This window comes from Isoptericola sp. MSGPD8_1_ISO-PGPR-S23-394 (genome assembly GCF_058072785.1).
The window spans coordinates 1939948-1964718 of record NZ_CM176517.1; the positions used below are offsets into that span (position 1 = coordinate 1939948).

Here is a 24771-nt window from a genome sequence, read left to right on the forward strand (position 1 = left end):
GTGGTGGCATGCCCGAGTGGTCCTGGCTCGACGGCTGGTGGGCGACCGGCGACTACGACGTCGCCCGCCAGGTCCTGCAGCGCGGCGTCGGGGTGCTGCTGTGCCTGGCGTTCCTGCAGGCGCTGGGCCAGTTCCGCCCCCTGCTCGGCGACCACGGCCTGACACCGGTGCGGGCGTTCACGGCCCACGTGCGGTTCCGCGACGCGCCGTCGCTGTTCCACTGGCGCTACAGCGACCGCCTGCTCGCCGTGGTAGCCCGGGTGGGCGTGGTCGGTGCTGCCAGCCTGGTCGTCGGACTGCCCCAGGCCGGTCCCTGGTGGGTGCCGACGCTCGTCCTGCTGCTCCTGTGGTGGTTCTACCTGTCGATCCTCAACGTGGGGCAGCGGTTCTACGGCTTCGGCTGGGAGATGCTCCTGTGCGAGATGACGTTCCTCGTCGCGTGGTTCGGTTCGGACGCCGTGCCGGTGCCGTTCCTCATGGTCCTGGCCGCCCGGTGGCTGCTGTTCCGGCTGGAGCTCGGCGCTGGCCTGATCAAGTGGCGTGGCGGGCGCGAGTGGCGGGACCTGACGGCGCTCGACTACCACCACGAGACCCAGCCCATGCCAGGGCCTCTCAGCTGGCACGCGCACCACCTTCCGCGCTGGTGCCACCGCGTCGAGGTGGTCGGGACGCACGTCACCCAGCTCGGCCTGCCCTGGCTGCTGTGGCTGCCGCAGCCCCTGCCGAGCGTCGCCGGCGTCGCCATGGTCCTCACGCAGGGCTGGCTCGTGGTCACCGGGAACTTCGCCTGGCTCAACTGGGCCACGATCGTGCTCGGCGCGGCCATGATCTCCGACCCGGTGTGGGCGTCGCTGCTCGGCGGGGTGCCGTTCCTGCCTGACGTCGGCACGCAGGGCGTGGCGGCCCCGGGCCCGCCGGTCGCCGACGTGGTCGTGGTGACCGCCGTCGTCGTCGTGCTCGCCGCGTTGTCGGTGCGGCCCGCGCTCAATCTCGCGTCGCGCCACCAGCGTATGAACGCCAGCTTCGAGCCCCTGCGTCTCGTCAACGCGTACGGCGCCTTCGGGTCCGTCACCCGGCGCCGCGACGAGGTCGTGGTGGAGGGCTCGCTCGCGGAGCGCCCCGGGCCGCAGGACTGGCGCGAGTACGAGTTCCGGGGCAAGCCCGGCGACGTGCGCCGCCGCCCGCCGCAGGTCGCTCCGTACCACCTGCGCCTCGACTGGCTCCTGTGGTTCGTGCCGCTCGGCTCCGGCGGGACGCTGTGGTTCGAGCGTTTCCTGCTGCGCCTGCTCGAGGCCGATCGCGCGACGCTGCGCCTGCTGCGCCGCGACCCGTTCGAGGGCGAGCGTCCGCGCTGGGTGCGCGCACGCCTGTACCGCTACCGGTTCTCGACACCCGAGGAGCGACGCCGTACCGGCGCGTGGTGGGTGCGCCACGAGGTCGCCGTCGTCGTCGACCCGGTCGACCTGACGATGCTGCGGCGGTGAAGCCCTCTTGGGTGCCCTCGAGAGGGGGCCGGCCGGTGGACGGCACGGCGCGCTCCGTGCGAGGACCGCCCCGAGCGTCCCGCGGAGGCCGGCTGCTCGCATCCGTGCGCACCCGCGCGGTGTGGGACGTGGCTGACACGACCGACCGGCCGTGGGATCCTCGGTGCGTGCACGTGACGGAAGGCGCCCGATGAGGCCGGCAGCGGAGCTCCAGGACTGGGTGCGCAGGAGCCGGGAACGGGCGTTGCCGGTCGTCCAGGTCGAGCACGGCCCCGTGGTCCCCGGTGCGTCGCTGCGCGTGGCGGCCGTGGCCGCGGTGGCGGCCCTCGTCTGGGCGGCGGCGGCCCGCACGGCCCTGGTGACCGAGCTCGTCCTGGTCGCTGTCGTCGGGGCGGCGTTCTGGATGCTCGTGCGCCCCGGGCACGCGCCCGCGCACGCCGCCGTGGTCGGGTCCGCGCTGCTCCTGCTGGGCTCGAGCGCCGCACCGTTCGACCCCGCCACGCTCTGGCTCGTCCCGTCGGCCTACCTCACGGTGCGACTGGGCTGGTGGGCCGGACAGGTCGGGTGGCGCACGCGGGTGGAGGTCGCCGCCCTGCAGCGCAGCGGGAGCCGCGACGTGATGATCCTGGGCGTCGCCGCGGTCGTCGGCGGGGTGGCCTGGGCGGCGTCCGGTGCCACCGTCGCGGGACTCGTGCTGATCGGCGGGGCGGCGCTCGTCGCGCTGGCGTGGTCGGTGCTGCCACGATGACCCGATGACACCGCTCGAGATCCGTCCCTACCGCTCGTCCGACCGCACGGCCGTCGCCGAGGTCTGCGTGCGCACCGCTGCCGCGGGCACCGACGCCCGCGGCCTGTACTCCGACGACTCCCTGATGGCCGAGGTCTACGCCCTGCCGTACGTCGAGCACTCCCCCGAGCTGGCCTTCATGGTGGTGGAGCATGTCGACGCCTCCACGGCGGACCCGTTGGCCGTCGACGACGGCCGTCTCCTCGGCTATGTCGTCGGGGTGCCCGACACGCGCGCGTTCGTCGCATGGTGGGAGCAGGAGTGGACGCCCGGGTTCGTCCAGCGCCATCCGGAGCCGGGACCTCCGACCGGCGCCGAGCCCGGGTACAGCGAGGCGGCACTCCTGCACGACGGCGCGCACCCGCAGCGGATGCTGCAGAGCCTGGACGACGAGCAGCTGGCCGGCTTCCCCGCGCACCTGCACATCGACCTCGTCCCGGAGGCGCAGGGACGCGGCCTCGGCCGTCGGCTCGTGGACACGCTGCGGGAAGCCCTCGGCGTCCAGGGTGTCCCCGGTATCCACCTCGGCTACGACCCGGCGAACTCCTCGGCGAGAGCCTTCTACGACCGGCTGGGCTTCCACGAGCTGCCGACACCACAGCCCCACGTCCGGTTCCTCGCGATCGCGACGGGCTGACCCCGGGGCCTCCGGGCTGCGTTCGAACGTGCCCCTGTCGGTGACCCACGCGATTGTGGGCGCTTGGCACACTATTTATCTTCGGAGATCTCCGTGCCGAGGTCGGGCAGCCCTGCCTGCGTCCATGCTCGCCGCACCTGCTCGAACCGGGTGGGCAGCGGCGGGCGCGTCGGCCCCCACCGGGCGTTGGTGCGGTGGACGAACCTCCTCCACGAGAGCACCAGACCCTGCCGGGTGATGGGCAGACCGCTGGAGACGGTCGTGCCGTTGTCGTGCGTGTGGTGCACCGTGAGCAGCAGCGCGCGCGGCACCGATCCCTCGAGCTCGGCCGCCAGCTCGGTCCGCACGGTCATCCAGTGGCGCAGCACGACCACGACCTCGGGCGGCAGCCGGTGCCGGCGCAGCGTCCGGTGCTTGCCGTGCCTGACCACGGCACTCCCCTCCCCCGGGTCCCGGCGGCCGCCGACGCGCCCCCGCCCCGGAGCACCGCCGGGCACATCGAGGTCGAGGTCCTCCGCACGGACACGGAGCAGGTCGCCGTAGCGCGCTCCGGTGGCACGCGTCAGTCCGGCGATCACCGCCAGCCGGACGACCTCCGGCTTGCCGTCCGGGCGCAGCGCCTCGACCGACAGCTCCCGCCACACCCACTCGGCCTCCTCCAGGGAGACGGTCGGGCGCGGATAGCGGGCGGGCGGGAGCGGTGAGCGGTGGGGGTCGGCGGTCAGGGCGTGGGGCAGGTCGTCGGTCACGAGGTCTATCGTCGGGCGCTTGGCACACTTTTTCATGGCGACACGCCGTGCGCACTTCCCCGGCGTACGCTCAGGCCGATGCCAGCGCCCCTGCCCAGCACTCTCTCCGTCGTCGTCGACCACGAGACCGTGGTCAAGAGGTCCCGGTTCCTCACCCGGCTCGCCCCGGTCGCGTCACCCGCGGAGGCGGACGAGATCGTGCGGCGGCGGCGCACGGAGCACTGGGGCGCACGCCACCACTGCGTCGCGACGGTCCTCGGGCCCCACGCCGAGACCCAGCGTTCGTCGGACGACGGCGAGCCGTCCGGGACCGCCGGCGTCCCCATGCTCGAGGTGCTCCGCCACCGCCGGATGACGGATGTCGTCGCCGTCGTCACGCGGTACTTCGGAGGCGTGCTGCTCGGCGCCGGCGGACTGGTGCGGGCCTACTCCGGCGCCGTGTCCGCGGCCCTGGACTCCGCCGGGGCCACGGGGGCCGTGCTCGCCCGCCGCCTCCTCGTCGAGGTGACCGTCGAGGCGCCGCACGCCGACGCCGGCCGGCTCGAGCACCTGCTGCGAGAGTGGGCCACCGACCACGACGCCGTCGTCCTGCCCACGCGCTACGCCGCCACCGCACGCCTCACGCTGCTCGTGCCCCGGCCGGCGATCGACGTCCTGCTCGCCGACGTCGCGGCCGCCACCTCGGGAGGCCTGAGCCCGGCAGTGGGCGCGGAGCGCGTCGTCGACGTCAGGGAGTAGGGCTCAGGCGATCCCGTCCGCCGTGACCCGGGCGCCGTCCGGGACCGAACCGGACCCACCGTCCGGGGCGTCCAGCACGGCGTCGCCCTCCACCGTCACGTCCGCACCGAACGTCCAGTCCCCCTCGACCTCCAGACCTCGCGCGCGCCGCAACGACGGCGGTCCCGCCGCGAACCGTGCGTCGAACGCCCCGACGGTCTTGTACGACTTCGACAGCCGCACCAGCGGCGCCTCGACCTGGGCGACGAGTCGGTAGTCGCCCGTGAGCTCGTAGACGTCCGAACGCAGCAGCAGCAGGTCGTCGGTCTTCTTGACCGGCAGGAAGCGCTCGCGACCGACCTCGATCGCCGTAGCCCCCTCGAACACCGCCACGGCGGCGCCCATCGCCGACTCGATCTGCACGACCTCCGGGGAGCCCGCGTCCGTCGGGTCGACGGTCTTGGCGTTGCGGATCAGGGGCAGCTCGAGCACGCCGCCAGTGCGCTCCAGCTCGGCCGCCAGGACCTCCAGGTCGAACCACAGGTTGTTCGTGTGGAAATAGCGGTGCCGCTCCGGGTCGAGCGAGACGTCCAGGTCGTCGGGGTGCGTCTGCGCCGTCTCCCGCTGGATGATGCGCCCGTCGGACCGTCGCACGACGAGCTGGCCGCCCTTGACGTCGGCCGGCGTCTTGAGGCACATCTCCGCCGCGTACGGGGCGCCCGAGTCGGCGAACCAGGCGGCGATCTCGCCGTCCGGGGCCGCGCCGAGGTTGTCCGAGTTGGAGACGCAGGCGTATCGCAGGCCGGCGTCGAGCAGGGCACGCACCACTCCGCTCGCATGCAGCGCGGGGTACAGGTCGCCGTGGCCGGGCGGGCACCACTCGAGCGTCGGGTCGGCGGGCCACTCGACCGGCTCGAGCGTGTCGGCGCGGAGCTTGGGCTCGCGGTTCTGCAGGAAGTCCAGCGGGAGCCCGTCGACGGCCAGGTCACCGTAGCCCGACAGCGCCGCCAGCGTGTCGTCCTGGGTGCGGAACGAGTTCATCAGGACGAGCGGCAGCCGGGCCCCCGTGGCCGCGCGCGCCGCCCGGACCTGGCCGACGATCACGTCGAGGAACGACAGCCGCTCCCCCTCGGCGGTGCGACGCACCTCAAGCAGGGACTTGGCCCGGTCCATCCCCATCGAGGTGCCCAGCCCGCCGTTGAGCTTGATGATGGCGGTGCGCGCCAGGGCGTCTGAGGCCTGCGCGTCGTCGATCTCGAGGTCGGCGTGCCGCGTCAGCCCCGTCAGCGGCTCGACGTCGTCCTCGCGGACGTACCCGCTCTCCCCTTGCTCCAGCAGCCGGTAGAAACGGCTGAACACGTCCACGGCGGCGGGCGCCACCCCCGCGGTCCGCATCTTGTCTCGGGCCAGCTCTAGTCCGCGATCGCTCATGGCCAGCACCCTAGCCGCCGCCGGCGACGTCGCGGTGACCGGTCCGCACGCCGGCCCGCTACTCGAACGGCGTCGGGTCCCCGGCCCCGGCCCGGACCACCTCGGGAAACCCGCCCGAGAAGTCGACTACGGTCGTCGGCGCCGCCTCCACGTCGCCGGAGTCCACGATCACGTCGACCTGACGGTCCAGCTCCTCGGCGACCTCCCAGGCCTGCGTCATCGGCTCCGACCTGCCGGGCAGGATGAGGGTCGAGCTGAGCAGGGGCTCGCCGAGCTCGCGCAGCAGCGCGTGGACCACCCTCGACTCCGGGATGCGGACCCCGACCGTCTTCTTCTTCGGGTGGGCGAGCCGTCGGGGCACCTCCGAGGTCGCGGGCAGGATGAAGGTGTACGGACCGGGGGTCACCGCCTTGATGGCACGGAAGGCCGAGTTGTCCAGCCGCACGAGCTGGCCGAGCTGGGCGAAGTCGCAGCACACCAGCGTGAAGTGGTGCTTGGCGTCCAGCCGGCGGATCTGCCGGATCCGTTCGGTACCGTCGTGCTGGCCGACCCGGCAGCCGAGCGCGTACCCGGAGTCGGTCGGGTAGGCGACCAACGCTCCGTCCGCCAGCGCCGCGACGACCTGGCCCACGGCGCGCGCCTGCGGGTCGACCGGATGGATGTCCACGAGACGAGCCATGCGGCCAGGCTACGCGCGGCAACCACCATGCCGCAGGTCAGGTCGACGTGCTCAGCAGAGCGCGACGCAGCTCGGCCTCGCTCGCGTTGGCCCCGGTGCACACCACGCCCACCCGGGCGCCCGCGAACCGGTCGGGGTGGGCCAGGACGGCCGCCAGGGATGCGGCACCGGCCCCCTCCGCGACCGTGTGCGCCGCCGTGAGGTAGGCGTGCTGCGCCGTGGTGATCATGTCGTCCTCCACTAGCAGGAAGTCGGCCAGGTGCTCGCGGAGCAGACGCTGCGTCAGCGCGAACCCCCGCCCGACGGCGAGACCCTCCGCCCGGGTACCGTTGGGGCGGCTGACCGGCTGCCCGGTACGCCAGGAGTCGTGAGCCGCCGGCGAGGCCGTGGACTGCACCCCCACCACCCGCACTCGCGGCGCCAGCGCCGCGGCCACGAGACCGGCCGCCGCCGCCCCCGACCCGCCTCCGACGGGCACGACGAGCACGTCCAGGTCCGGTGCCTGCTGCAGCAGCTCCAGCGTCGCGGTCGCCACGCCGGCGACGAGGTCGGGCTCGTTCGCCGCGCTGACGAGTCGTGCGCCACGCTCCGTGGCGGTCTCCTCGGCGAGCAGGCAGGCGTCCTCGAGCCGTTCGCCGTGCAGCAGGACCTCCGCGCCGAGCGCTCGCACGGCGCGCTCCTTGACGGGGTTCGGCGCGCCCGGCATGACGATCGTGCACGGGGCGCCGACCTCGCGCGCCGCATCGGCGAGGGCCTGCGCGTGGTTGCCGGTCGAGTACCCGACGATCCCGCGGCGACGGGCGCCTTCGGAGAGCTGGCGCAGCAGGTTCAGCGCACCACGGATCTTGAACGCCCCCGTGCGCTGGAGGTTCTCGTGCTTGACGACCACGCGCGCGCCGCGTGCACCGGCGTCCTGCACGACCTGGTCGAGCGCCGGGTGGTGCGTCGTGGGCGTCCGGACGACGAGTCCGTCGATCCGCTGCTGGGCCGCCAGGACGTCGGCGACGGTCGGTGGTGTCAGATCCATGCTCCCCAGCGTCGACCCCAGGGAACTATCGGTCCAATGCCAGTTGACGAGCAATAGCATCGCGACCGTCGATGAGTGGCCCCTATGCTGGTGCGATGACCGACGTGCCGCCGCCCGCCGCCCAGCTGGACCTCACCAGGCTGCGCGTCCTGGCCGCGGTCGCCCGCACGGGTTCGGTGACGGCCGCGGCGCGTGACCTGCACTACGCCCAGCCCTCGGTCAGCCACCATCTCGCCCGGCTGGAGACGGAGGCCGGGCTCCCCCTGCTGCAGCGCGCCGGACGCGGCGTGCGGCTCACCGAGGCGGGGCGGCTCCTCGCGGACCGCGCCGAGGAGATCATCGCTCGCGTCGAGGGCGCGCAGCGCGAGCTCGACGCGCTGGCGGGCCTGCGCGCGGGGCGCGCACGCCTGGCGGCGTTCCCCTCCGCGCTGGCCACGATCGTTCCCGACGCCGTGACCCGCCTGCGCGACCTGCACCCAGGGCTCGGTGTCGGGCTCGTGGAGGCCGAGCCGCCGGAGGCCGTCGACGCGCTGCGGTCCGGGGAGGTGGACGTGGCGCTCGTGTTCGAGCACGTCGACGCCGACGGCACCCGCGGCGTCGACGACCTGACCCGGTTCGAGGCGACCGCCGTGCTCGACGACTCCGTGCACCTGGTCACGGCGACCGCAAGCACCCCGCCGCCCGCGGACGCCTCGACGACCCTGCGGGCACATGCCGCCGACACGTGGATCGCCGGCTGCGAACGGTGCCGCGCGGATCTTCTGGCGCGCTGCTCCGCCGCCGGGTTCGCCCCGCGACTCGCGTTCGAGACCGACGACTACGTGGCGGTGCAGGCGCTCGTCGCGGCCGGCGCAGGAGTCAGCCTCCTGCCCGGTCTGGCACTGCGCGCGCACCGCAACCCGCAGGTGTCGGTGACGCGGCTGCCGGGCGCCACCCGGCGTGTGCTGGCGCTGACCGTCGGCGCCCCCGCTCCCCCGGCCCGTGCCCTCGTGGACCTGCTGGTGGCCAGCGGCGACGCCTGACGTCAGCCGGGCAGGACCGTCCGGCGCAGCTGCTCACCGAGCCGGCGATCCGGTTCGATCCCGGCGAGCATCGACCCGAAGAGCACGGACTCCCCGATGCGGACGAAGGCGAACGCCGTCTCGGCCACGGAGAACTGCAGGGGTCTCAGGTTGCCGGTCTCCTGCTCCCTGCGGACCAGGCCGGCCCAGGCCTCGACGTTGCGCACGTGCACGCGGGCGGTCGCGCCGAACAGCACGCGCGTCGCGTCGACCGGGTCGACGGCGAGGTACTTCTGCAACGGCTCGTGGGCCCCGACCTCGTCGTCGAACCGCCGGGCGACGTCCAGCAGCCGTTCGACCCCCCGCTGCCCGGCCTCGTCGGAACGCTTCCTCGCCTGCTCGAGGGTCCGCGCCGCCAGCTGCCACAGGACGTCGCCGAGAAGCCGGTCCCGACTGCCGACGACGCGGTAGAGCGTGGCCCGGCTCACCCACAGGTCCTCGGTGAGCTGGTCCATCGCCAGGCTTCCGGACGCCACGAACTGCCGGCGGGCGGCCCGCAGCGCCGTCGGGTACGTGATGACCCGCCCCCGGGCGCCGCTCGTCCGAGCGTCGACCACCATGTCGCACCTGCCTCTCTGCGAGTGTCCGGCAAGCATACCGGCCAGTCGGTACGCTGCCAAGCGCGGCCTACCGAGCGACCCCGTCCACTGTCCCGGGCCCCCGCCCAATGCCTCAGGCCAGCGAGTCCCGCCATGCCGTGTGCAGCGCCGCGAACCGTCCCCGCTGCTCCACCAGCGCCTCCGGCGTGCCGTCCTCGACGACCCGGCCCTGCTCCATGACGAGCACACGGTCGGCGATCTCCACCGTCGACAGACGGTGCGCGATGATCAGCGCCGTCCGGTCGGCCAGCAGCGTCTGCAGCCCACGCTGGACCAGCCGCTCGCCCGGCAGGTCGAGCGAGCTCGTCGCCTCGTCCAGCACCAGCACGGCGGGGTCGGCAAGGAAGGCTCGGGCGAAGCTGATGAGCTGGCGCTGACCCGACGAGACCCGCCCGCCGCGCTTGTTCACCTCGGTCGCGTAGCCCTGCGGGAGGCTCGTGACGAACTCGTGCACGCCGACGGCGCGCGCGGCCGCCTCGATCTCGTCGTCCGTGGCGTCCGGTCGGCCCAGGGCGATGTTCTCGCGCACCGTCCCGCTGAACAGGTACGCCTCCTGCGTCACCATGACCACCGCGCGGCGCAGGTCCGGCGTCGAGAGGTCTCGCACGTCCACCCCGTCCAGCAGCACACGGCCCCGGCTCGCGTCGTAGAACCGGGTGACGAGCTTCGCGAGCGTCGACTTGCCCGCCCCGGTCGATCCCACGAGGGCGATCGTCTGCCCGGCGGGGATCGTCAGGTCCAGCGCGGGCAGCACGACCGGTCCCTGCCCGTACGCGAACGTCACGTCGTCGATGCGCACCTCGCCGCGCGCCCGGGGCAACGGGGTGGGGTGCCGGGGCTCGACGACCGTCGGCTCCTCCGCGAGCAGCCCCGAGACCTTCTCGAGCGCGGCCACCGCGGACTGCAGCGCGTTGTAGAACATGCCGAGCTGCTGGATCGGCTGGAAGAAGCGCTTGACGTACAGCAGCACGGCCACCAGTGCCCCGAGCTCCAGCGCACCGTCGAACACCCGCAGGCCGCCGTAGGCGAGCGCGAGGGCCACCGTCACGTTCCCGATGAGGACCAGTCCCGGCTGGTACCGGCCGTTCACCCCGAAGATCCGCAGGTTGGCGTCGCGGTAGTCCTCGCCGAGCACGGCGTAGTCCGCGTCGACCGCCCGCTCGCGCCGGAACGCCTGGACGGCCCGCATCCCCGTCATCGTCTCGACGAACTTGACGATGAGCCGGGCCGACGCCGTGCGTTGCTCGCGGTAGTGGAGCTGCGAACGGCGCTGGAACCACCGCGTCAGCCACCACGCCGGTACCAGGGCGACCGCCAGCACGACGCCGGAGCGCCAGTCCACGACGAACAGCGCGACGCCGGTGAAGACCATGAGCATCAGGGACGAGACCACGCCCGTCAGACCGCCGTCGAAGAGCTCGCGCAGCGCCTCGAGGTCGGAGGTCTGTCGACTGATGACCCGGCCGGAGGTGTACGACTCGTGGAACTCCAGGGACAGGCGCTGCGTGTGCCGGAACACCCGCCGACGAAGCTCCAGGAGCACGCTCTGAGCGACCCGGGCGGCGGCCCGCACGTAGGCCCCGGCGCACACCCCGCCCAGCACGGCGGCCACGACGTAGGTACCACCGACCGCCACGAGCCGGCTGGGGTCACCGTCGCGCAGCGCGGGCAGCGCGGTGTCGATCGCGGCCTGCACGAGCAAGGGACCGGCCACCTGGCCGAGGGTCGCCACGACGATGAGCAGCCCCGCCCAGGCCAGCGGTCGCCACCGCGGGCGCAGCAGGTCGCCGAGCAGCCGCAGCGACCGGCGGCGCACGGCCGCCGACGTCGCCCGGTCGAGCAACGAGGTGTCGTCCGCGTGCGCGTCAGCAGCCCGACGGCGGCCCGGTCCGGGATCTCGCTGTCTCATCGGGTCACCTCCGGGTCGGTCGTGCCAGCGAGGTCGGCCGGGCCGTCGTGGTCCGCGGCGTCCCAGTCCTCCTCGAGCGAGGCGATCACGTAGCGGTAGTGCGCGTCCGAGGCGAGCAGCTCCCGGTGGGTCCCGACGGCGGTGATCCGTCCGTCGGCGAGCACGGCGACACGGTCCGCGAGCGCCACGGTGGACGGGCGGTGGGCGATGACCAGGCTGGTCGTGCCGTTCAGGACCTCGCGCAGCCGTGCGGTGACGGCCTCCTCGGTGGCGACGTCGAGCGCCGACAGGGGGTCGTCGAGGACGAGCACCCGGGGCCGGGCGGCGATGGCGCGGGCCAGGGCGAGGCGCTGTCGCTGCCCGCCGGACAGCGACAGACCCTCTTCGCCGACCCGGGTGTCGAGGCCCTGCGGCAGGTCGTGGACGAACCCGGCGCGGGCCACGTCCACGGCTTGGTGCAGGAGGTCCTCCCGGGTGGCGGTGGGGACGTCGTCGTCGACGCCCAGCAGGACGTTGTCCCGCACCGAGGCGGAGAACAGCGTGGGGTCCTCGAACGCGACGGCGACCGCACGGCGCAGGTCTTCGCGCCGTATCGAGCGGACGTCGTGACCGTCGACCTCGACGGCGCCGGCCGTGACGTCGTACAGCCGCGGCAGGAGCATCGCGAGCGTGGACTTGCCCGAGCCGGTCAGCCCGACCAGGGCGGTGGTCGTGCCCGCAGGGAGCTCGAGGTCGACGCCGTCGAGCACGGGCGCGGCGGAGTCGTCGTGCCGGAACTCGACGCCGCGCAGCACGACGTGCCCGCGCCCGGGACCCAGCTCAGCGGGGTCGGCAGGGTCCGCCACCTGGTTGGGCGTCTCGATCACCTCGAAGAACCGGTCGACGGTGGTGCGGGCGTTGAGCGTCATGGACAGGGTCATGCCGAGGTCGACGACGGGCCCGTTGATCACCGCGGCGGTGAGGAAGAAGGCGACGAGCGCTCCGACGGAGACCTGGTCCGCCGCCGCGAGCCACACGCCGAGGAGCAGGCACACGGCCAGGGTCAGCTCGGGGATGAGCTGGAGGGAGGTGGTGACGGTCGCCTGGTTGCCGGCCTTGCGGATCTCGGTGCGGCGCAGCTCCTCGGCCTGCCCGGAGAACGACTCCAGGGCGTCCTCGCCCCGCCCGAACGCCTTGAGCACGCGGATGCCGTGCACGGACTCCTCGACCGTGTTGGCGAGGTCGCCGGACTGGTCCTGCGAGAGCCGGGCGATGACGCGGTACCGGCGGGAGAAGCGGAACGCGATGATCGTCACGGGGATCGCCCCGGCGAGGTAGACCAGTCCGAGCCAGCCGGCGGTCGCCAGGAGGATCCCCACGCCGACGGCAATCGTCACGATGCTGACCACGAGCTGCAGGAGCCCGAAGACGAGCCATCGGCGCAGCAGCCCGAGGTCGGCCATGGAGCGGCTCAGCAGCTGACCGCCGGACCAGCGGTCGTGGAAAGCCGGCGGCAGCTGGAGCAGGTGGCGGAACAGGACGGTCCGCAGCACCGCCTCCACGCGTGTGCCGGGGTACATCACGAGGTTGCGTCGCAGCAGGATCAGTCCGGCCTCGGCGACCCCGAGGCCGAGCACGGCCAGCGTGGGCCAGAGCAGAGCCGTGTAGTCGCGGGCGTCGATCCCGACCGCGAGCGGACCTTCGACCAGCTCCTGCAGCACGCGGGGGATCGCGAGCGCCGCGAGCGACGCCCCCAGGGAGGCGGCCAGGCCGGCGAGCAGGCGCGGCAGGGCGGGGCGGACGTACGGGTACAGCCGCAGCACCGAGGCGACGGTGCCGAGCCGGGAGCCTGCGGGGTCTGCAGCCGCTGCGGGTTCGTGCGGGTGGTGGGGCATCGCCCACATCGTCTCACCGGGCACCGACATGCTTGCCCGGGGCATGATCTGACGATGACCCGCTTCGACCTCGCACGCTGGGACCGCAACAACGCCTGCCGGGCCGGACGGGCGCCACGGCGGCTCTGCCGCGACCTGCTGGCCCGGGCCGGCCAGGGCTCCGGGCGCCAGGCTGTCGACCTGGGCGCCGGCGCCGGGGTGGAGACCGCGGCACTCGTGCGCGCGGGCTGGCGCGTGCTGGCCGTGGATCCAGCGCCGGCCACGGCCGACCTGGTGGCGCGCGAGGTGCCCGCGGCCCTGCGAGCCGGCCTGCAGGTGCGTGTGGCCAGCGTCCAGGAGGTGCTTCCCTTGCCGAGCGCCGATCTCGTCCACGCGGCCTTCTCCTTGCCCTTCGTCCTGCCGTCGAGCTTTCAGCGCGTCTGGGACGGCGTCCGCGCCGCGTTGGCACCGGGAGGCTGGGTCGGCGCTACCTTCCTCGGTGAGCGTGACGGGTGGGCGGCGGACCCGGTCGCGGCCGAGAGTCTGACCTTCCACCGCTGGGACGACGTCGTGCGGCTCGTCGATGGTCTGGACGTGCACGTCGTCGACGAGCAGGAGCACGACGGCGCCTCGTTCGGCGGGGCCTCGTTCGGCGGGGCCAAGCGCTGGCACACCTTCGAGGTCGTCGCACGCCGACCGGGCTGAGCCGCTCACCCCGCCCTGGGTGCTCGATGCTCGACGTTCGATGCTGCCCGTACGATGCCGGGCATGGATGGCGTGCAGCTGGTCGGCGTGGTGACGGGTGTGGTGCTAGTGGTCGTCGCAGGGTTCGCGCTGCTGCTCCGCGGACGGCGACGCCGGGAGCGCCGGCACGAGGCTGCCCGGACCGAGCTCGACCGCCTCACGACCGCCGCCGGTTCGGCGCTCGTCCGCACCGACGAGCGCGCGCGGCTGGCCGAGGACGAGCTGGCCTTCGCCGTGGCGGAGCTGGGCGAGCCGGCCACCGCCGACGCCGGCCCGGCGCTGCGGCGGGCGCGCGGGCACCTGCGCGAGGCCTTCCACCTCAACCAGCTCCTGCACGACCACGTCCCCGACACCGACGCCGAGCGTCAGGAGTGGTCGGGGCGCATCGTGGAACTCTGCGGTGCCGCCGGGACGGCCCTCGACGACCTGCACGCCGGCCTGGCCGAGCGGCGCCGCTCCGCCCGCGCGACGCCGGAGGCGGTCGCACGGGTCGAGGAGCGCATCGACGCCGTACGGAGCGCCGTCGATCCGGCACGCGCGGACGTCGAGCGGCTTCGCGCCGACTACACGGACCACGCGCTCGCGCCGGTGGCGGACAACCCGGCGCAGGCCGCCCGGCTGCTGGACTTCGCCGCTCGCAGCGCGGCGGCTGCGCGGCGCCGCCTCACCTCGCAGCAGGTCGCCCAGGCGGTGGCCGGGACGCGCGCGGCCGAAGAGGCCGTCCACCGCGCCGAGGGTCTGCTCGCCGCCGTCGAGGACTTCGAGTCCGAGGCCCTGCGCGCCGAGGCCGCGCTCGGCGCGCTGGTCGCGGAGTCCCGCACCGAGCTCGCCCAAGCACGTGCGATGCCCGCGGACCGGCGTCGGGGACCCGTCGACACCGCCGCGGACGCCCTCGAGGACACCCTGGCGTCGCTCCCGCCGTCCGACGGGCCGAGCGACCCGATCGCCACCCTGACACGGCTCCGGGAGACCAACACCGCCCTGGACGACGCCGTGCGCGACCGCCTCGAGCGCGACGAGCGGGCCCGACGGGCGACCGCCCAGCGGGGTCCCGCGCTCGACGATGCCGCCCGCCAGGTGGCAGCGGCCCGGTCCGTCGTCGACGACTACCGCGCACCCGTCGGGCCGGACGCCCGCACCCGGCTCGCCGAGGCGGCACGCGAGCTCGCGGCAGCTCGCGCCGCCACCGACGCCGAGTCGTCGGTCGACGGCGCCCGCCGCGCCGCGGCGCTCGCCACCGAGGCGACCGAGCTCGCCCGCCGCGACCTCGCGCGGGCGGGCGGCGGTGCGGCGCGGCCGTGGGACGAGCGACGGCCCACGGCCGCGGGGCGCGGGAGCTCGGGGGCCTTCGGCGCCGTGCTGGGCGGCATGGTCCTCGGCGGGATCCTGGACGAGATCGGCGACCTGTTCGACTGACGGATCCCGCGGTCCCGCCGGGCCGCACCCGGCAGGACTCAGGCCCGCAGGAGCCGACACGAGTCAGCCCGGCTCAGCCCGGCACAGGGCCCCGGCGCGCCGCCCACAGATGGTCCACCGGCCCGTTCCCCCGACCGACCTCCAGGGCCGCCCCGGCAGCGATCGCACCGGTGAGCCACGACTTCGTCTCCCGCAACGCCTCGGCCCAGTCGCCGCCGCGCGCGTATCGCGTCACCAGGCCGCTCGACAACGAGCAGCCCGTGCCGTGCGTGCTGGACGTGCGCAACCGGGTACCGGGGACCTCGACCACCAGCCCGTCGGGTGCGACGAGCGCGTCGGGCACCTGGTCCCCGTCCAGGTGGCCGCCCTTGGCCACGACGCGCACGCCGTGCCGCTCGGCCAGCACCGCCGCCTGGCCCAGCACCCCCCGCCAGTCGGTGGCGACGGGCTCGCACAGCAGCACGGCGAGCTCGGCCGTGTTGGGCGTGACGACGTCCGCGTGGTCCAGCACCCGGCGCAGGGCCTCCTCGCCGTCGCCGTCCAGCAGACGGTCTCCGGAGGTGGCGACCATGACGGGATCGACCACCACCGGGGGCCGCGACGGCCCGGCGAGCCGGTCGAGCCACTCGTCGACGACGTGGGCCGCTCCGGCGGTGGCCAGCATGCCGATCTTGACCCCGTCGAGCGTCACGTCGGCGCACAGGGTCTCGAGCTGCTCCGCGAGGAACGACGGCGGCGGCACGTGCACCGCGCTCACCCCCTGCGTGCTCTGTGCGGTCAGCGCCGTCACGGCAGCCATGCCGTAGCCGCCGGCGGCAGCCACCGACTTCAGGTCCGCCTGGATGCCCGCTCCGCCGCTCGGGTCGGACCCCGCGACGGAGAGCACCCGCGGGACGGCCCGGCGTGACGCGGGTGCGCCAGGCCGGCGGGAGACGGCCGCTCGGGTGGCGACGGCGGTCACGGTGGTGACGGTGCGCGGGTTCGACGGCATCGCGACATCCCTTCGTCAGTGCTGGCTGCTTCAGGTTCGACGGGTGTGATCTCAGCTCCCGGGCGGGCGCACCCCGTGTCGTCGGACCACCGTAGCGCGGCCGCCGGCGGCCCGAGACGGTGTCTCACCCGCGCCCCGGCGGGCCGGCACCGGCGATCCTGCCGATGCCCGGTGCAGCCGCCACCAGCACGCTGGGCGAGCAGCACCCGCTCCGCCGCGTCCGGCGTCACCGACGACGACCGGCCGGCGAGGCACCGTCAGCGCTGTCAGAACCGTCAGAGAGGACGCATCATGCAGCACGCACCGAGCACGGCCCGGTCGGGCCGACGTCTCACGGGAGCCCTGGCCTCCCTCGCCGTCGCCGTGGGCATCGGGGTCGCCTCCGGCGCCGCGGCCCACGCGGCCGACAACCCGTACGAGCGCGGACCGGACCCGACCGAGTCGAGCATCGAGGCCACCCGAGGGGCCTACACCGTCTCCGAGCGGAACGTCTCGAGCTGGGTCTCCGGGTTCGGCGGCGGCACGATCTACTACCCCACCACCACCGGTGACGGGGCCTTCGGCGCAGTGGTGGTCTCGCCCGGCTACACCGGTACGGAGAGCACCATCGCGTGGCTGGGCCCCCGGCTCGCCTCCCAGGGGTTCGTGCTGCTCACGATGGCCACGAACTCGATCTACGACCAGCCCGACTCGCGCGCCGACCAGATCCAGGCGGCGCTCGACTACCTCACCGGCTCCAGCCCGGTGGCCGATCGCATCGACGAGGACCGCCTGGCACTCATGGGTCACTCCATGGGGGGCGGCGGCACGCTGCGCGCGGTGGACGACAACCCGGAGATCAAGGCCGCCATCCCGATGACGCCGTGGCACCTGAAGAAGGACTGGTCGTCCGTGGCGACCCCGACGCTGATCTTCGGCGCCGAGAACGACTCGGTGGCGCGCCACGAGACGCACGCCGAACCGTTCTACGAGTCGCTGGACGACGACCTGCCGAAGGCCTACCTGGAGCTCGACGGGGCGAGCCATTTCGCCCCCAACTACTCCAACACGACGATCGCGAAGTACTCGATCTCCTGGCTCAAGCGGTTCGTCGACGACGACGACCGGTATACGCAGTTCCTGTGCCCCGGCCCCTCGACCGGATGGTTCTCGGACGTCGAGGTGTACGAGAGCTCCTGCCCCTTCTGACCTCCGCTCCCCCCGACCGGGCGGGTGGTCGCACCGTCGTGCGGCCACCCGCCCGTGTGCCCCCGCACAGCATCGGCTGCCGGCGGCCGGGGCCGGGCACAACGCCGGCTGGCGCCTGGACGGCATCCGCCTAGCCTCGGCCCATGGAGACGACGGCGCCCCCGCCCGGACTGGTCGAGCTGGCCCGCGGACAGCAGCTCCAGGCCGACGGCCCGGCCACCGACGCCTGTGCCAGCCTCGACCTCGCCCGCGACGCCCTGGTGGCACGTCCCGGCACCGCCGTCCCCGGCGACGTCATGGCAGCCGTCCTGGGCGCCGTCGACGCCGCCTGGTCCGCCGGAGACCTCGCGGCCTGCCGCGACACCGTGACCCACGGTCTGGCGGCGTGCACCCCCGACGCCGGGCCGCCGCGCGACTACCTGCGAGGGCTGCACACGCTGCTCGAGGGACGACCGCAGGAGTCCGCGGAGCCGTTGCGCCGGGTGGTCGAACAGCTGCGAGGCGCCCACGAGGCGGACTCGCTGCGGCTCGCGGCCACCGCGGCCCTGCTGACGGGGGACGTCACCACGGCGTGCCGCGCCGGAGCCCGGGCCCTCGCCACCGCACGGGCAGCCGGCGACCCTGCCCTGGTCGCCCGTGCCACCGAGCACGTCGCCTACGCCGAGCTGCGGGCCGGCCGGCACGCCCAGGCGCGCGACCACGCCGTCGCGGGCTGGCACGCCGCGCGTCGGTCCGGCCGGGTCAACACCGCCGCCCACCACCGCGCGGTGCTGGCGCTGGTCACCTCTGTGCTCGGCCCCCTCGCCGACGTGCCCCTCCATGCCGCCGCGGCCCTGGGGACCGCACGCCGGCACGGACTCGCCACGCCGGTCACCCTCGCCGAGTGGGCGCTGGCCCGTGCGGAGCTCGCCGACGGGCGCCCGGCCGACGCGGCGGGTCGCCTGACCTCGCTGCTGGCCCCGTCCCACGGCGGTGCGCACTTCGCCCTGCGCGGGCTCGTCCTGCCGACACTCGTCGAGGCCGCCGTCGCCGCCGGCGACCCCGACGTGGCGCGTGCCGCGATGCCTGAGCTGTCCGCGTGGACCAGGTCGGCCGCCGACCCTCAGGGACCGGCGCTGCTGCTGCGCTGCGACGCGGTGCTGGCGTCGGACCCGGAGCAGACCGACGATCTCTACCGTCGGGCGCACGACGCCCACCTCGGTGCCGGCGGCGGCTTCGAGCGCGCCCGGACCCTGCTGCTGCACGGCATGTGGCTGCGTCGTCACCGCCGACCGGCTGACGCGCGGCGGCGGCTGCGCGACGCCTACCAGCTCCTCGACCGCTGCGGCGCCGTGCCCTGGGCCGCGCTGGCCCGCGCGGAACGGCGGGCGACCGGGGCACCCGACGCCACCGGCACGGCCGGCACGAGCGTCCCGCCGCCGGCCGGGCTCGAGGTGCTCACGCCCCACCAGCGACGGATCGCCCGGTGCGTGGCGGACGGTGCGACGAACCGTGAGATCGCCGTCCGGCTGTCGGTGAGCGTCCGCACGGTCGACTGCCACCTGCGCAACATCTTCGTCGCGCTCGGCGTGCGCTCCCGCGTCGAGCTCGCGCGCCGGGTCACGGCTCCGCGCCCCGGCGCCGCCTAGAGACCGACCAGACGGTATGCGATGCTGTGACGGGACGACACCGGCGTCGTCCGGGAGGAGGAGCCATGCCCGACGTCGCACCGGCCGCACCGGCCCCGTCCCGGACGGGGGTGGGCAGCACGCCCGCCCGGTCTCGGCACCAGCTCGTCGCCTCGGTCCTGGACGGTTCGTGCCCGCTCGCCGAGCTGCGCCGTGCCGCTGTCACGCTGGGCATGCCCGTCGGGGGCCGCTTCCGCGTGGTGGCGCTCGAGGCACCCGGCCGAGCACGGCGCGCCACCGCCCGCGCGACGGTCGCCACGGGCGGGGTCCGCGTGCACTGGCACGTCTCGCACCCGGTCGAGCACGGCATCGTCCTGCTGGACGGCGACCACGTCGCGGACCTCGGTGGCGCGACGCTGCCCGCCGGCGTCCGCCTCGGGGTGAGCATGCCCGCCGAGGGTCTCGCCGGGCTCGCCGACGCGCGCCGCCAGGCCGTGACCGCGCTGGACCTCTGCCCGCCCGACGGTGGTCACGTCGACCTCTCATCGCACCTGCCGGTCGCCGTGCTCGACGCGGACCCCACCCTCGCCGACCAGCTGCGTCGCCAGGTTCTCGGTCCCCTGGCAGACGCCGACGAGCCGGACGGCGCGGTCGTGCTCGACACCTTCGCGCACTGGATCGCCGCGGACGGCTCGACCCGGGAGGCCGCGCGACGGCTCGGCTGTCATCGCAACACCGTCACCAACCGGTTGCGCCGGCTGGAGCGCGTCACGGGCCGACGCATCGACCGCCCGGGCGACCTGGTCGACCTCACCCTGGCGCTGCACGCCCACCGCCGCGCGGCGTGGCACGAGCGCCGCACGGGCCAGGTGTCGTGACCTGCGCACGGGGCCGTCACGAGCTGGGTATCACCCGCCGCAACGTGTCGCCGAGGGTGATGACGCCGGCGAGCCGAGACCCGTCCATGACCACCGCGAGCTGTTCCCCGGCGCGGCGCATGCCCGACAACGCCTCGTGCACGGGCTGGTCAGGCGCCAGGACGAAGACAGGACGCGCGAGGTCCCGGACCGGCCGGTCGACCGGTTCGAGGAGCGTGTCGCGCACGTGCACCACGCCCGGAGGGCCACCGGCGGACTCCACCAGGATGCGCAGGTGGCCGGACTGCCGTGAGGCATCCTGCACGTCGGAGACCGTCGCCGAGGCCGCGACCGCCGTGGGGCGGGCATCGGGGGCGACGAACGCGGAGACCCGCTGAGTGGTGAGGTCGAGCGCGCCGGACAGCGGGGTCCTGATCGAGGCGTCGATCGCCCCCACCTCGGCCGAGTGCTCCACGAGGTGACGGATGGTCGCCGCGTCCTGCCCGCCGACGGCGGCGCGGTCGACCGGCTCCACGCCGGTCGCGGCCACGAGCCGGTTGGCCACGCCGTTGATCCACAGCAGCAGCGGCCGGAAGAGCCAGATGAACGCGCGCGCCGGGGGCGAGACGAGGATCGCCGAGCGCTCCGGGTGCGCGATCGCCCAGGACTTCGGCGCCATCTCGCCCACCACCAGGTGCAGGAAGGTGACGAACAGCAGCGACAGCGCGAACGACGCGGAGTCGGCGAGCCATGACGGCAGGCCCCACGAGGTCAGGACGGGGGCCAGCCAGTGGTCCACCGCGGGCTTCGTGACCGCACCCAGGGCGAACGTGGCGGCCGTGATGCCCAGCTGGGCGCCGGCGAGCATGACGGTCAGCTCGTTCACCCCGCGCAGGGCCGCTCGCGCACCGGTGCTCGTCGCCGCCCTCTCCTCGAGACGGTGGCGACGCGCGCCGAGCAGGGCGAACTCGACGACCACGAAGAACGCGCTCAGCGCGATCAGCGCCGTGGTGACCGCCAGGACGATCCAGGGGTTGTTCATCGGAGCTCTCCCTCGTCCTGGATGGTGGCGGGCTCCGCGCTCTCTGCGCTCTCGTCGAGCGGCTCGTCGAGGGCCACGCGGACGGTGGCCGGCACGCGACGTTCGACCTCGAGCACCTCGATGCGCAACGCCCGGCGCACCGGTTCCTCGAGCGCCAGGTCGGCCGGGTCCACCGGCAGCTCGACGTCGACGACCTCGCCGACCTCCGGCAGGTTCCCCGCCGCGGAGATGACGAGCCCGGCCAAGGTCTCGTAGTCGCCCCGCGGCAGGTCGTGGCCGATCGCGCGCTCGACCTCGTCCAGGTGGACGTCGCCGTCCATGCGCCAGACCCCCGGCCCGTCAGGCTCCACGACCTCGTCCTCGTCGACGTCGTGCTCGTCGCGCAGCTCGCCGACGACCTCCTCGCCCAGGTCTTCCAGGGTGAGGATGCCCGCGAAGCCGCCGTACTCGTCGATCACGCACGCGAGCTCGTCGTGGACCGCCGACAGCTCGGCCAGCGCGTCCGGCAGGAGCATGAGCGTGGGCACGACGGTCGCCGGACGCATGATCCGCGACACCGGCAGCTCGTCGTCGGATGCGCCCAGCACGTCGAGCAGGTGCACCACCCCGACCGGCTGGTCCTCCTCAGAGGTCACGGGGTAGCGGGTGTGGGCCGTGGCCATGCGGGCTCGCACCTCGCCGATCGTCGTGTCCACGTCGACGGTGTCCACGCGCGAACGCGGCACCATCGCGTGCTCGACGTCGCGCTGCGGGAAGTCCAGGATGCGGTCGAGCATCATCGACAGGTCCTCGGGCAGGTCGCCGCTCTGGCGCGAGTCGGCGACGATGTGCTCCAGGTCGCGGGCGGTCGCGCTCGAGTCGACGTCGTGCACCGGCTCGATCCGCATCAGCCGGAGCAGAGCGTTGGCCGCGTGGTCGAAGACCGTGATCAGCCAACCGAAGGCCGCCAGGTAGATCTGCGTGGACCGCGCCAGGCGCAGCGCCAGGGGCTCCGGGTCGGCGATCGCGAGGTTCTTCGGGAACAGCTCTCCGAAGATCATCTGCAGGACGGTCGAGGCCGCGAGCGCCAGGACGGTGCCGACGGCCACGCTGACACCGGCCGGCACCCCGACCACCCCGAGGATCTCGCCGAGACTCTCCCCGACGAGGGGCTCGGCGACGTACCCGACGAGCAGGCCGGTCACCGTGATCCCCAGCTGGGCGCCGGAGAGCATGAACGAGGTGCGCCGGGTCACGGCGAGCGCGCGGACGGCCGTGGCGTCACCGTCCTCGGCGCGAGCGCCGAGCCGGGAACGGTCCACCGACATGTAGGCGAACTCCTGGGCCACGAAGTAGCCGTTGGCCGCGATGACGACAGCGATGACGACGAATCCCAGGAGCAGGGTCCCGAGGGTGATCAGCAACGGGCACCGCCGATCGTCCCGGAGCCGGCGGTACCCGGCGTACTGTCACTGTCTGCGGATGCCGCAGGTCTGCTCACGAGTCTTTCCACGCCTCCCAGCGAATCTGTGTAAGCAGGATGCTATCCGACGGCGCGGTCCCCGCGCGCAGCCGACAGCACGAGGCGGAGGACGTTCGCCGCGGTGCGCTGCAGTTCGCCGAGCGTGATCCCGTCCGGGTCGGCGAGCGACTCCAGCAGCGACCCGTCGCCCGTCTGGACGTCGCGGTCCCACGCTCCGGGCATGTTGACGTCCACCTGGGCGCGCACCCGGTAGGCGTCGTTGCGCAGGGCGGGGAAGTCCGGGTCGACGGACTCGCGCAGCCACCAGTCGGTCATCACGGCTCCGGTGTACCCCCACTCGCCCCGCAGGACCGTGGTCACGAGGTCGTGGTGGTAGTGGCCCCAGGTGCCGTTGATCTTGTTGTACGAGGTCATGACGGTGCGGGGAGCGGCCTCGGCGACGCAGATCTCGAAGCCGCGCAGGTAGATCTCGCGCAGGGCACGCTCGGAGACCCGGGAGTCGTGGTGCTCACGGTTGGTCTCCTGGTTGTTCGCGGCGAAGTGCTTGGGGCACGCGGCCAGGCCGGCGTGCTGGATGCCGCGCACCGTCGCGGCGCCCATGCGGCCCGTGAGGAGCGGGTCCTCCGAGAAGTACTCGAAGTTGCGCCCGCACAGCGGGTCGCGCTGGATGTTCATGCCGGGGGCCAGCAGGACGTCCGAGCCCTTGGCGGCCATCTCCTCGGCCAGGTGACCGTAGAGCGTCTCCACCAGCGCCGGGTCCCACGTGGACGCCAGGGCGGTCCCGCAGGGCAGCAGCGAGGTGTGGGTCGCGAGCCGGATGCCGGCCGGTCCGTCGGTGGTGGTCAGCGCGCGCACGCCCCTGTCACGCAGGGAGGCGATGGTGCCGCCGAGCACGCCGGCGTTGCCGGGGGTGCCGAGGGCGGAGTCCATGACGTAGTCGCCCCGGCTCAGCGCCTCGAGCTCGTCGTCGTCGAGCTGGGCGACGAACTCCTCGAGGGTCGCCCGCCCGGCGGCGACGTCGGCCAGCACGACGCCCTGGTCGCCGGTGCGCTCCACCGGCGCGGGCAGGTCGGCGAGCACCCGTTCGCGGCGCCCGACGGTGGCGACGGGGACCGGCTCGTGCCCGGCGACGGTGCCGCCGTCCTGCCCGGCTCGTGCCACGAGGCGCTCGAAGGCGTGCGTCGGCTCCACGGCGGCGACCTCGCGCAGCCGCCGGACCACCCGCAGGGTGTCGACCACGACGTCGCCGCACACGGTGGCCGACCGCGCGTCGGTCCCGAGCAGCACCTCGTAGCGACCCGCCTCCAGGACGTAGGCCGAGCGGTGACCGGTGCGGCCGGCGTCGTCGTAGGCGGCGACGTCCGCGAGGTCGAAGCGCAGCTCGAGCTCCTGCGTCTCACCGGGGGCCAGCGCCCGGGTCTTGACGAAGGCGGCGAGGTGGCGTGCGGGGCGGCCGAGCAGGCCGTGCGGGGCGCGCACGTACACCTGGGCGACCTCGGTGCCCGGGCGGGCACCGGTGTTGGTGACGGTCACGGGCACGACGACGGTGCCGTCGTCGTGCCGCGGGCCCGCGGTGCGCACGTCGAACGTCGTGTAGCCGAGCCCGAACCCGAACGGGTAGAGCACGTGCTGGGGGGCGAACGTCTCGAAGTACCGGTAGCCGACGTAGACGTCCTCGACGTACTCGTTGTGCTCGTGGCCGCCGAAGTGCCCGGCGCTCGGGTAATGGGCGTACTCGTCGGCGATCGTGGCGGTGAGCTTCCCGCCGGCCGGCACGGCGCCGGTGAGCACGTCGACGACGGCGCGGCCCGACTCCATCCCGCCCTGCCAGGCGAGCAGGACGGCGTCGAGGTCGTACTCCCGGGTCCAGGCGAGGTCGATGACGTTGCCGGTGTCCACGACGGCGATGGTGTGCTCGAACGCCGTCGTGACGTGGTGCAGGAGGTCCCGCTCGTCCTCGGTGAGGTGGAAGCTGCCGGGCTCGAGGGCCTGCTCGCGCGCCTCGCCGGCGGACCGTCCGACGACGACCAGGGCCAAGGGCGTGCGCTCGGCGACCTTGGCGACCTCGGTGGCCGACAGCGGCATCTCCGGGTGCGATCGCGGCCAGGTGCCCCACTCGGGCTCGGCCTCGACGGGGTGGGCCGCGCACCAGGCGACGTAGCGCTCGGCGAGGTCGACGTCGACGTCGACCTCGTCGCTGGCGCGCAGGGCGTCCAGGAGGTTCCACTGGTACGGCGGGCGCACGTCGCCGCCGGAGCCGTAGCCCACGGTGAAGTAGTCCTGCTGCACGCGCCCGAAGACGGCGATGGTAGCGCTCCCAGCGACAGGCAGGAGCCCGCCGTCGTTCTTCAGCAGCACGATGCCCTCGGCGGCGGCCCGGCGACAGGCCGCTGCCATGCCCTCCGGGATCCAGCGGTCCTCGGACCGGAGCTGGACACGCCCCTGGGCGAGCTCGTCGGTGCTGTGCGCGGCCGCGCCGATCCCTGCTTCTCGTTCGATCACCCGCCGTACTCTACGCGGCCGCGCACCGC

21 protein-coding genes and 1 riboswitch are annotated in these 24771 nt (G+C 74.1%); of the genes, 10 read left to right on the forward strand and 11 right to left on the reverse strand.

Annotation, left to right across the window (positions count from 1 at the left end; all coding sequences use genetic code 11):
- The first annotated feature begins 8 nt into the window (after window positions 1-8).
- The 3 genes from AC3RJ8_RS08825 to AC3RJ8_RS08835 all read left to right on the forward strand — a co-directional run bounded on the left by AC3RJ8_RS08825 (window position 9) and on the right by AC3RJ8_RS08835 (window position 2908).
- Window positions 9-1484: a lipase maturation factor family protein gene (locus AC3RJ8_RS08825; protein WP_489715514.1), complete on the forward strand. Its 1476-nt coding sequence runs from the start codon at window positions 9-11 to the stop codon at window positions 1482-1484.
- A 190-nt stretch (window positions 1485-1674) separates the two neighbouring features.
- A complete protein-coding gene (locus AC3RJ8_RS08830; protein WP_489715515.1) occupies window positions 1675-2232 on the forward strand; it encodes a hypothetical protein in 558 nt (185 codons plus the stop codon).
- A gap of 4 nt (window positions 2233-2236) precedes the next feature.
- Window positions 2237-2908 carry a GNAT family N-acetyltransferase gene (locus tag AC3RJ8_RS08835; protein ID WP_489715516.1) on the forward strand — a complete coding sequence of 224 codons (672 nt, stop codon included), beginning with the start codon at window positions 2237-2239 and terminating at the stop codon, window positions 2906-2908.
- A 71-nt stretch (window positions 2909-2979) separates the two neighbouring features.
- On the opposite strand, the gene AC3RJ8_RS08840 is transcribed toward AC3RJ8_RS08835, so the two are convergent.
- Window positions 2980-3657: a tyrosine-type recombinase/integrase gene (locus AC3RJ8_RS08840; RefSeq protein ID WP_489715517.1), complete on the reverse strand. Its 678-nt coding sequence runs from the start codon at window positions 3655-3657 to the stop codon at window positions 2980-2982.
- Between the two features lie 78 nt (window positions 3658-3735).
- On the opposite strand from AC3RJ8_RS08840, the gene AC3RJ8_RS08845 reads away from it, so the two are divergent.
- On the forward strand, window positions 3736-4395 hold the full coding sequence (locus AC3RJ8_RS08845; protein ID WP_489715518.1) for an IMPACT family protein: 660 nt from the start codon (window positions 3736-3738) through the stop codon (window positions 4393-4395).
- A 3-nt stretch (window positions 4396-4398) separates the two neighbouring features.
- Here the strand turns inward: AC3RJ8_RS08845 and AC3RJ8_RS08850 are convergent, their stop codons facing one another.
- The 3 genes from AC3RJ8_RS08850 to AC3RJ8_RS08860 are packed head-to-tail and all read right to left on the reverse strand — an operon-like array spanning window position 4399 to window position 7511.
- Window positions 4399-5805 (reverse strand): UTP--glucose-1-phosphate uridylyltransferase, encoded by a 1407-nt coding sequence (locus AC3RJ8_RS08850; protein WP_489715519.1) that lies wholly within the window; start codon window positions 5803-5805, stop codon window positions 4399-4401.
- A 58-nt stretch (window positions 5806-5863) separates the two neighbouring features.
- The gene (locus AC3RJ8_RS08855) at window positions 5864-6484 is read right to left on the reverse strand and encodes an L-threonylcarbamoyladenylate synthase (RefSeq protein ID WP_489715520.1); all 621 of its coding nucleotides are present in this window, start codon (window positions 6482-6484) and stop codon (window positions 5864-5866) included.
- A gap of 37 nt (window positions 6485-6521) precedes the next feature.
- A complete protein-coding gene (locus AC3RJ8_RS08860; protein WP_489715521.1) occupies window positions 6522-7511 on the reverse strand; it encodes a threonine ammonia-lyase in 990 nt (329 codons plus the stop codon).
- Between the two features lie 95 nt (window positions 7512-7606).
- Between AC3RJ8_RS08860 and AC3RJ8_RS08865 the strand changes: the two genes are divergently transcribed.
- The gene (locus tag AC3RJ8_RS08865) at window positions 7607-8533 is read left to right on the forward strand and encodes a LysR family transcriptional regulator (RefSeq protein WP_489715522.1); all 927 of its coding nucleotides are present in this window, start codon (window positions 7607-7609) and stop codon (window positions 8531-8533) included.
- A gap of 2 nt (window positions 8534-8535) precedes the next feature.
- Here the strand turns inward: AC3RJ8_RS08865 and AC3RJ8_RS08870 are convergent, their stop codons facing one another.
- The 3 genes from AC3RJ8_RS08870 to AC3RJ8_RS08880 form a co-directional block, all read right to left on the reverse strand.
- Window positions 8536-9132, reverse strand: coding sequence for a QsdR family transcriptional regulator (locus AC3RJ8_RS08870; protein ID WP_489715523.1), 597 nt, complete (start codon window positions 9130-9132; stop codon window positions 8536-8538).
- Window positions 9133-9244: 112 nt separating this feature from the next.
- Window positions 9245-11080 carry an ABC transporter ATP-binding protein gene (locus AC3RJ8_RS08875; protein ID WP_489715524.1) on the reverse strand — a complete coding sequence of 612 codons (1836 nt, stop codon included), beginning with the start codon at window positions 11078-11080 and terminating at the stop codon, window positions 9245-9247.
- A complete protein-coding gene (locus AC3RJ8_RS08880; protein ID WP_489715605.1) occupies window positions 11077-12954 on the reverse strand; it encodes an ABC transporter ATP-binding protein in 1878 nt (625 codons plus the stop codon). The genes AC3RJ8_RS08875 and AC3RJ8_RS08880 overlap by 4 nt, the downstream gene beginning before the upstream one ends.
- 54 nt (window positions 12955-13008) lie before the next feature.
- Here AC3RJ8_RS08880 and AC3RJ8_RS08885 point away from each other — a divergent pair, with 54 nt between their 5' ends.
- Together AC3RJ8_RS08885 and AC3RJ8_RS08890 are read left to right on the forward strand one after the other, a co-directional pair.
- Window positions 13009-13638: a class I SAM-dependent methyltransferase gene (locus AC3RJ8_RS08885; protein ID WP_489715525.1), complete on the forward strand. Its 630-nt coding sequence runs from the start codon at window positions 13009-13011 to the stop codon at window positions 13636-13638.
- Window positions 13639-13701: 63 nt separating this feature from the next.
- Window positions 13702-15093 (forward strand): hypothetical protein, encoded by a 1392-nt coding sequence (locus tag AC3RJ8_RS08890; protein ID WP_489715526.1) that lies wholly within the window; start codon window positions 13702-13704, stop codon window positions 15091-15093.
- Between the two features lie 73 nt (window positions 15094-15166).
- Here the strand turns inward: AC3RJ8_RS08890 and thiD are convergent, their stop codons facing one another.
- Window positions 15167-16084 (reverse strand): bifunctional hydroxymethylpyrimidine kinase/phosphomethylpyrimidine kinase, encoded by a 918-nt coding sequence (thiD, locus tag AC3RJ8_RS08895; protein WP_489715527.1) that lies wholly within the window; start codon window positions 16082-16084, stop codon window positions 15167-15169.
- A riboswitch (TPP riboswitch) is annotated at window positions 16075-16170 on the reverse strand. (Overlaps the previous gene by 10 nt.)
- A gap of 205 nt (window positions 16171-16375) precedes the next feature.
- Between thiD and AC3RJ8_RS08900 the strand changes: the two genes are divergently transcribed.
- From AC3RJ8_RS08900 to AC3RJ8_RS08910, 3 genes are all read left to right on the forward strand, one after another.
- Complete coding sequence (locus AC3RJ8_RS08900) at window positions 16376-17272, forward strand: alpha/beta hydrolase family protein (protein WP_489715528.1); 897 nt, start codon at window positions 16376-16378, stop codon at window positions 17270-17272.
- 143 nt (window positions 17273-17415) lie between these two features.
- A complete protein-coding gene (locus tag AC3RJ8_RS08905; protein WP_489715529.1) occupies window positions 17416-18900 on the forward strand; it encodes a LuxR C-terminal-related transcriptional regulator in 1485 nt (494 codons plus the stop codon).
- Between the two features lie 65 nt (window positions 18901-18965).
- A complete protein-coding gene (locus AC3RJ8_RS08910; RefSeq protein WP_489715530.1) occupies window positions 18966-19757 on the forward strand; it encodes a PucR family transcriptional regulator in 792 nt (263 codons plus the stop codon).
- Between the two features lie 16 nt (window positions 19758-19773).
- Here AC3RJ8_RS08910 and AC3RJ8_RS08915 read toward each other — a convergent pair whose 3' ends face one another.
- From AC3RJ8_RS08915 to AC3RJ8_RS08925, 3 genes are all read right to left on the reverse strand, one after another.
- Window positions 19774-20778: a hemolysin family protein gene (locus AC3RJ8_RS08915; RefSeq protein ID WP_489715531.1), complete on the reverse strand. Its 1005-nt coding sequence runs from the start codon at window positions 20776-20778 to the stop codon at window positions 19774-19776.
- A complete protein-coding gene (locus AC3RJ8_RS08920; RefSeq protein ID WP_489715532.1) occupies window positions 20775-22181 on the reverse strand; it encodes a hemolysin family protein in 1407 nt (468 codons plus the stop codon). Before AC3RJ8_RS08920 ends, AC3RJ8_RS08915 begins: the two co-directional genes overlap by 4 nt.
- 119 nt (window positions 22182-22300) lie before the next feature.
- Window positions 22301-24742, reverse strand: a complete 2442-nt coding sequence (locus AC3RJ8_RS08925; protein WP_489715533.1) for a glycoside hydrolase family 3 protein — start codon at window positions 24740-24742, stop codon at window positions 22301-22303.
- Between the last annotated feature and the right edge of the window lie 29 nt (window positions 24743-24771).